The sequence below is a fragment of the Actinomadura logoneensis genome (assembly GCF_003428695.1).
Taxonomy (GTDB): domain Bacteria; phylum Actinomycetota; class Actinomycetes; order Streptosporangiales; family Streptosporangiaceae; genus Spirillospora; species Spirillospora logoneensis.
Window position 1 is genome coordinate 1 of sequence record NZ_QURH01000841.1, and the last position, 5,180, is coordinate 5,180.

Here is a 5,180-nt window from a genome sequence, read left to right on the forward strand (position 1 = left end):
CGGTCGGCCCGGTGGGCGCCCCGCCGGCCGGTCCCGCCGTCGTGGCCGGTTCCGGCCGCCGCAGCTCCGCGTCCGCCATGTGTCTCCCCCATCTCCGCTGTGTCCACGTGCAGCACGGCGGACGGGGCGACCCGCGCGCGGCACGCGCGGGGACGGTACCCGGCCCGCCGTCGCGACCGAACCCTACTCGGTCGTCCGCGACGGCAGGTCAGGCGGTCCGCCCGTCCGGGGGGACGCGCGCCGGGCCGGGTGCGGCCGGCCGCGGGCGGGACCCCACCGGACCAGGCCCGGGGTCAGGACTTCTTGCCGCGGGTCGCCCCTCCGCGACCGCGCAGGTTGACGCCGGATTCGGTGAGAATCCGGTGGATGAAGCCGTAGGAGCGGCCGGTGGCGGCTGCCAGGGCGCGGATGCTCTCGCCGGAGTCGTACCTCTTCTTGAGTTCCGCCGCCAGCTTGTCGCGCTCGGCACCGGTCACGCGGGTGCCCTTCTTGAGGGTCTCGGCCACGAGTACCTCCCGTAGTGATGTGGTGACCGCTGCGTTATCCCCCGCCATGATCAGTCATTCCCGCGCGTTCGGCTACCCACTCCGCCAGAAAAGATCTGTCGAACTCCCCATGCAGGTCACGCAAGTGCCACCAGATCGGCAAACTCGTCACTCCAGATGTCCTCGACCCCATCCGGAAGCAAAATCACTCTTTCCGGCCGGAGCGCGGCCACCGCACCCTCATCGTGCGTCACCAGGACGATGGCCCCGGCGAAGGTCCGCAGCGCGGCGAGGATCTCCTCGCGGGACGCCGGGTCCAGGTTGTTGGTCGGCTCGTCCAGCAGCAGCACGTTGGCGCTGGAGACGACCAGCATCGCCAGCGCGAGCCGGGTCTTCTCGCCGCCGGACAGCACCCCGGCGGGTTTGTCCACGTCGTCGCCGGAGAACAGGAACGAGCCGAGGATCTTGCGGACCTCGACCGGCGGCAGGTCCGGCGCGGCGGACTGCATGTTCTCCAGCACCGAGCGCTCGACCTCCAGCGTCTCGTGCTCCTGGGCGTAGTAGCCGATCCGCAGGCCGTGCCCGGGGACGACCCGTCCGGTGTCGGCCTTGTCCTGGCCCGCCAGCAGCCGCAGCAGCGTGGTCTTGCCCGCGCCGTTCAGGCCGAGGATGACCACCCGGCTGCCGCGGTCCACGGCAAGCGAGACATCCGTGAAGATCTCCAAGGAACCGTACGACTTGGACAAACCTTCCGCGGTGAGCGGGGTCCGGCCGCACGGGGCCGGGTCCGGGAAGCGGATCTTGGCGACCTTGTCGGCCTGCCGCTCGTCCTCCACGCCCGCCAGCAGCTGCCGGGCGCGCCGGTCCATCTGCTGGGCCGCCTTGGCCTTGGTGGCCTTGGCCCGCATCTTGTCGGCCTGGGAGAGCAGCGTGGACGCCTGCCGCTGGGCGTTGGCGCGTTCCCGCTTGCGGCGGCGCTCGTCGGTCTCGCGCGCCTCCAGGTACTTCTTCCAGCCGACGTTGTAGATGTCGATGACGCTGCGGTTGGCGTCCAGGTGGAACACCCGGTTCACCACCACGTCCAGCAGCTCCACGTCGTGGCTGATCACGACCAGGCCGCCCTGGTGCGACTTGAGGAAGTCGCGCAGCCACATGATCGAGTCGGCGTCCAGGTGGTTGGTCGGCTCGTCCAGCAGCAGGGTGTCGGCGCCGGAGAACAGGATGCGGGCCAGCTCGACGCGGCGCCGCTGGCCGCCGGACAGGGTGCCGAGCGGCTGGCCGAGGACGCGGTCCGGCAGCCCGAGGCTGGAGGCGATCGAGGCGGCCTCGGCCTCGGCGGAGTAGCCGCCGAGGATGTGCAGCCGCTCCTCCAGCCGCCCGTACTGCCGGACGGCCTTGTCCCGCTCGCTCCCGGTCTTGGTCGCCATCCGCTCCTCGGCGGCGCGCAGCTTGCGGATCACCTCGTCCAGGCCGCGCGCGGACAGGATGCGGTCGCGGGCGAGCTCCTCGAGGTCCACGCCGCGCGGGTCCTGCGGGAGGTAGCCGAGCGTGCCGGAGCGCGTGACGCCGCCCGCCGCGGGCTGCGCGTCCCCGGCGAGCACCTTGGTGAGCGTGGTCTTGCCCGCTCCGTTGCGCCCGACCAGGCCGACCCGGTCGCCGGGGTTGACCCGGAAGGTGGCGCCCTCGATCAGCAGCCGGGCCCCGGCGCGCAGCTCGATGTCGTTCGCGATGATCACAAGTGTTCCCTGACGATGAGGCGGGTGGAGGCGCAGCCGATCAGTCTACGTGGACGCGCCGGACGGTCCGGCCATGCCGAAACCGGTCAAACACATGTACGAACGCTGGGGGTGGCGGGAGCATGCCCGGGAAGACCGCATCCGAGGGCCGGGACCCGCCCGGCCCATGACGAGGGGGGACCGTCATGGTCCGCGTGACCACCAATCCGCCGCTCGGCACACCGAACTACATCGACCTCGGCATCCCCGACGTCGAGCGCGCCAAGCGGTTCTACGGCGACCTGTTCGGCTGGAGCTTCCAGGACCTCGGCCCGGACGCCATGGGCTACCAGGGCGTCATGGTGGACGGGCAGATGATCGCGGGCCTGGCCGAGGTGTCCGCCGAGGACACCGGCGGGCGCCACTGGTGGAACCTGTACTTCTCGACCGACGACGCCGACGCGACCCTCAAGAAGATCACGGACGCGGGCGGCGAGGTCGTCCAGCCCGCCGGGGACGTGTTCGAGCACGGCCGGATGGCCATGGTGAAGGACCCGTCCGGCGCGCAGTTCGGCCTCTGGCAGGGCAAGGACATGCCCGGGTCGGGCATCGTCAACGAGCCGGGCTCGTTCGCCTGGGAGGAGCTGTACACCCGCGACACCGCGCGCGTGACCCCGTTCTACCAGGCGGTGTTCGACCTCCGGCCGGAGCGGATCGACGCCGGTCCGGGCATGGAGTACTACGCGCTCAACCGGCCCGACGGGCGGCCGGTCGGCGGCATCGCGCGCGGCGACCGCGACATCCCGATGTGGCTGGTGTACTTCGAGGTCGAGGACACCGACCAGGCCGTCCGGCGCGTCCAGGACGGCGGGGGCGAGCTCCTCGACGGCCCGGCGGAGACCCCGCACGGCCGCATCGCGAACGTCCGCGACCCGTTCGGCGTCGAGTTCCGGGTGATCCACAGCACCGGCCAGTGAGGCGCGCCCGCGGGCGCCGCGGACGCCACCTCGGCCGAACCGCTGTCCGGTGTGCCGGTGATCGGGAAAGATGTCCCCCATGTGGTTGGCTCCCGAACGCAGGTCGGCACGGCGGTGGGCGGTCCCCGTCCTGGTTCTCCTGGCGGGGCTGGCGGTCGGCGGGGTGCTGCTGGCCGACGGCCGCCGCGGCACCGCCCTGACCGCGCTGGCCGTGCTCGCCGGGTACGCGGCGCACCTGGCGTACCGGCGGGACGAGCAGGGGCTGGCGATCAGCGAGTCCTTCGGCCGCGGGCACCGGGGCCGGACGCACCTGAAGGCCGCCGCGATGACCGGGGACGTGCTGTCGGCGGGCCTGGTCGCCGCGCTGGTCGTGCAGGCGCTGCGCGGCGCGGACATCACCCCCTACGCCTGGCTGGCGCTGCTCGCCGGCGTCACCTACCTGCTCTCGGCCCTCACGGGCGGCCGGGCTCCGTGAGGGTCGTCGGCACGGGTCCTCGTGAGGGCCGTCGGCACGGGTCCCGTGAGGGCCGCTAGCGCGGGTCTCCGGCATGCTCGCGGGCCAGGATCGCCGCCTGGACGCGGCTGCGCAGGCCCAGCTTGGCCAGGATCCGGCTGACGTGGGTCTTCGCGGTCGTCTCGGCCATCTCCAGCCTCTCGGCGATCTGCTGGTTCGACAATCCCTCCCCCAGGCACGCCAGGACGTCCCGCTCGCGGGGCGTCAGGCCGTCCAGGGACACCGGCGGGGCCGGGGCGGGGACGGCGGCGAACGCGCCGATCAGCCGCCGGGTGACCTGCGGCGCGATCACGCCGTCGCCCGCCGCGACGGTCCGGACGGCCTCCACCAGCCGGTCGGCGTCCACGTCCTTGAGCAGGAACCCGGACGCGCCCGCCCGCAGCGCCCCGAAGACGTGCGCGTCGGCGTCGAAGGTCGTCAGCACCAGGACGTCGGCCCGTCCGGCGATCTCGCGGGTCGCGGCGATGCCGTCCAGCCGCGGCATCCGGACGTCCATCAGCACCACGTCCGGCGCGAGCTCGCGGGTGAGCGCGACGGCCTCCTCGCCGTCGGCGGCCTCCCCGACGACCTCCACGTCGGGGGCCGCGCGCAGGATCAGCGCGATCCCGGCGCGCACCGCCGCCTGGTCGTCGGCCACCAGGACCCTGATCATCGCGCGTCCCCTCCGTCCACCCCGCCGTGCAGCGGGAGTTCCGCCCGCACCACCCACACCGCGCCGGACGCCCCGGCCTCGAACGCTCCGCCGAGCAGCACCGCCCGCTCCCGCATCCCCACCAGCCCCGCGCCGGCGCCCGGCAGCTCGGAGGCTCCGCCGAGCGGGCTGGTCACCCGCACGTCCACCCGCGACGTCCCGTAGGTCAGCCGGACGTCGGCCAGCCCCGCCCCGCCGTGCTTGAGCGCGTTGGTGAGCGCCTCCTGGACGATCCGGTACGCGGCCAGCTCCACCGCGGCGGGCGGCGTGTAGGGCTCGCCGACGACCTCCAGGCGCGCCGACAGGTCCGAGCGGGACGCGTGCGTGACCAGCCGGTCCAGCTCGGCGAGCCGGGGCGCGGCGGGCGGGTCGGCCGCGTCGTCGCGGAGCAGGCCGATCATGCGCCGCATCTCCGCCAGGCCCTGGACGCTGTTCTCCCGGATGACCTCCATCGCCCGCCGCAGCCCGTCCGGGTCCAGGTCGGGCACCCGCAGCAGGGCCGTGGAGTGCAGCGCCACCGCGCTCAGGTGGTTGGCGACCACGTCGTGCAGCTCGCGCGCCATCCGCGCCCGTTCGGCGGTCACGGCGGCCAGCCGGTCCATCTCCGCCAGCCGCGCGACCTGCCGGGCCCGCTCCCGCTCGGCCTCGGCCCGGTCCCGGTGCTCGCGGACGATCATGGCGGTCAGCACCGGGGTCAGCCAGGTCATCCCGGCGACCGCGCCGAGCACCACGCCGGGGGCCGGGGCGCCCAGGGCCAGCGCGGCGCCGGCCGCCACCGCCAGCGACCCGCCGACCGCC

At 73.8% G+C, this 5,180-nt stretch carries 6 protein-coding genes; 2 read left to right on the forward strand and 4 right to left on the reverse strand.

Translation table 11 applies throughout. From position 1 onward, the window contains the following. Positions 1-293: 293 nt before the first annotated feature. Positions 294-506: a helix-turn-helix domain-containing protein gene (locus DZF91_RS28605; protein ID WP_012852589.1), complete on the reverse strand. Its 213-nt coding sequence runs from the start codon at positions 504-506 to the stop codon at positions 294-296. A gap of 116 nt (positions 507-622) precedes the next feature. Next, positions 623-2,221, reverse strand: coding sequence for an ABC-F family ATP-binding cassette domain-containing protein (locus DZF91_RS28610; RefSeq protein ID WP_117360228.1), 1,599 nt, complete (start codon positions 2,219-2,221; stop codon positions 623-625). Between the two features lie 194 nt (positions 2,222-2,415). Between DZF91_RS28610 and DZF91_RS28615 the strand changes: the two genes are divergently transcribed. Together DZF91_RS28615 and DZF91_RS28620 are read left to right on the forward strand one after the other, a co-directional pair. Continuing rightward, positions 2,416-3,177, forward strand: coding sequence for a VOC family protein (locus tag DZF91_RS28615; RefSeq protein ID WP_158588069.1), 762 nt, complete (start codon positions 2,416-2,418; stop codon positions 3,175-3,177). Positions 3,178-3,256: 79 nt separating this feature from the next. After that, a complete protein-coding gene (locus DZF91_RS28620) occupies positions 3,257-3,652 on the forward strand; it encodes an ABC transporter permease (protein WP_117360230.1) in 396 nt (131 codons plus the stop codon). 55 nt (positions 3,653-3,707) lie between these two features. Here the strand turns inward: DZF91_RS28620 and DZF91_RS28625 are convergent, their stop codons facing one another. Both DZF91_RS28625 and DZF91_RS28630 read right to left on the reverse strand, forming a co-directional pair. Beyond that, positions 3,708-4,343 carry a response regulator gene (locus DZF91_RS28625; protein WP_117360231.1) on the reverse strand — a complete coding sequence of 212 codons (636 nt, stop codon included), beginning with the start codon at positions 4,341-4,343 and terminating at the stop codon, positions 3,708-3,710. Continuing rightward, on the reverse strand, positions 4,340-5,180 hold an 841-nt coding region (locus DZF91_RS28630; protein ID WP_117360232.1), incomplete at its 5' end, for a sensor histidine kinase. The genes DZF91_RS28630 and DZF91_RS28625, both read right to left, overlap by 4 nt.

Bases quoted from the DNA above. Each gene is read 5' to 3' on its own strand.
- DZF91_RS28620 (WP_117360230.1), top strand. From the start codon at position 3,257: ATGTGGTTGGCTCCCGAACGCAGGTCGGCACGGCGGTGGGCGGTCCCC.
- DZF91_RS28625 (WP_117360231.1), bottom strand. From the start codon at position 4,343: ATGATCAGGGTCCTGGTGGCCGACGACCAGGCGGCGGTGCGCGCCGGG.